This window comes from Nocardioides sp. LHG3406-4 (genome assembly GCF_049897745.1).
In the GTDB taxonomy this organism is placed as follows: domain Bacteria; phylum Actinomycetota; class Actinomycetes; order Propionibacteriales; family Nocardioidaceae; genus Nocardioides.
Window position 1 is genome coordinate 1 of record NZ_JAFCWV010000010.1, and the last position, 1533, is coordinate 1533.

Here is a 1533-nt window from a genome sequence, read left to right on the forward strand (position 1 = left end):
GGGTACGGCGTACCAGATGGTGCGGTGGCTCCAGTTCCCCGGTCCGCGGCGGATCCCTGAGCAGACCAGGATGGCCAGCCGGGACCGGCCGGTGGTGGAGTAGTAGTCCGCGGTGGTGTTGTCGGCCCGCACGATCTCCCGCCGGGAGACCCGGTAGCACAGCACCTCACCGCCCGCACCGGTCACGGTGATCTGGGCGCCGGGCCGCAGCCGGGCCAGCAGCCGGTTGCCCAGCGCGGTCCCGGCGAAGCTCGGATAGGTGTGCGCGGCCAGCCGGATCACCCCCCAGCTCCCGCCCGGACGGGTCCGGGAGGCGCGGTCCCAGGAGAACTGCCACTTCCCCCGGTCGGTCAACGGCGGGGTGCGGGGTACCCCGTCCCGGTCCCGGCCCAGTGCCAGCACCCGGGTCGGACCGATCACGCCGGCGATGCTCAACGCGGTCGGGGTGAACTCGTGATCGACCGCGGCGCACTCGGCCGGGGTCGGAGCCCCGGCGGGGGGTGCTGAGGCGACCCCGGGGGCCGTGCCGGACGCCGCGAGTACGACGCCCAGCACGACCCCGGCCACCAGGGCCCGGGGGGATCTCCCCCCGGGCCACTCGTGTGAACTCACCTCAAACCTTTCCCGTTCCTCGTTCGCTGATGTTCAGTACCCCAACGGGAACTGGAACCCGGTCCTCGGCAGTGCCGGGCGCTTGCCCACCCGGATCGCGGCGTGGGACCGGTTGTTCTTCTTCACCCCATCACCGTTGGCGCTGACCTTAGCGACATTGACCATGTGGTCGGAGGCATCCTTGTTGGTCTTGGTGACCACGATGATCGCCGGCGCCTGCTGACCGACCTGCAGGTCGGCGTCCAGCACACACGAGGCGTTGTCGTAGGCCTTCTTGACCTTGCACACCCAGCCGCTGCCCTTGGCTCCCTTCAGCTCCAACCCCTTGGGCAGCTTGTCGGACACCGTGATCGGCGCCGGCGCGACATCCGGGCCCAGGTTGGTGACCTGGAGCCGGTAGCGCACCTTGTCACCGACCGCGACCTCGTGGCTGCCCAGCACCTTCTTGGTCAGCTTCAGGTCGAACTCCGGCACCGGGTGCTTGGTGTCACAGTCGACGGTCTGACCGTCCTTGACCACACACCCCGGCGAGGTCACCGGGTTCACCAGATCCCGGTTGCCCAACGCCTTGGCACCCTTCACGGTCACCGAGTACGTCACCTGCGCGACCTGCCCGACCGGGATCGTGCCGTTCCAAGCCAACGCCCCGTTCACGTACTCGACCGTGCCGATGGTGGCCTTCGCGTCCCCGTTGTAGGTCGCGTCGTCGAGCACATCGGCCAGGGCGTCGGTGAAGACCGCCTCGGCCGGCACACTGCCCTGCTGGGTCACCGAGATCGTGTAGTGCACGACCTCACCGGGCTGCAACGGGGTCCCCGGCAGCGGGTCGGAGTCCTTGCGGGTCACATAGTTGGTGATCTCCCGACCGGCCGGGTCACAGTTGATCGTCGGCTTGACCGGAGCAGCATCCGCCGGGGTGTC

At 69.3% G+C, this 1533-nt stretch carries 2 protein-coding genes; both read right to left on the bottom strand.

Going from position 1 to position 1533, the window contains the following annotated elements; translation table 11 throughout:
* On the bottom strand, positions 1 to 612 hold a 612-nt coding region (locus ACP7BP_RS21355; RefSeq protein WP_426247710.1), incomplete at its 3' end, for a class F sortase.
* A 33-nt stretch (positions 613 to 645) separates the two neighbouring features.
* Positions 646 to 1533, bottom strand: an 888-nt coding sequence (locus tag ACP7BP_RS21360) for a hypothetical protein (protein WP_426247711.1), incomplete at its 5' end; no start/stop codon positions are given.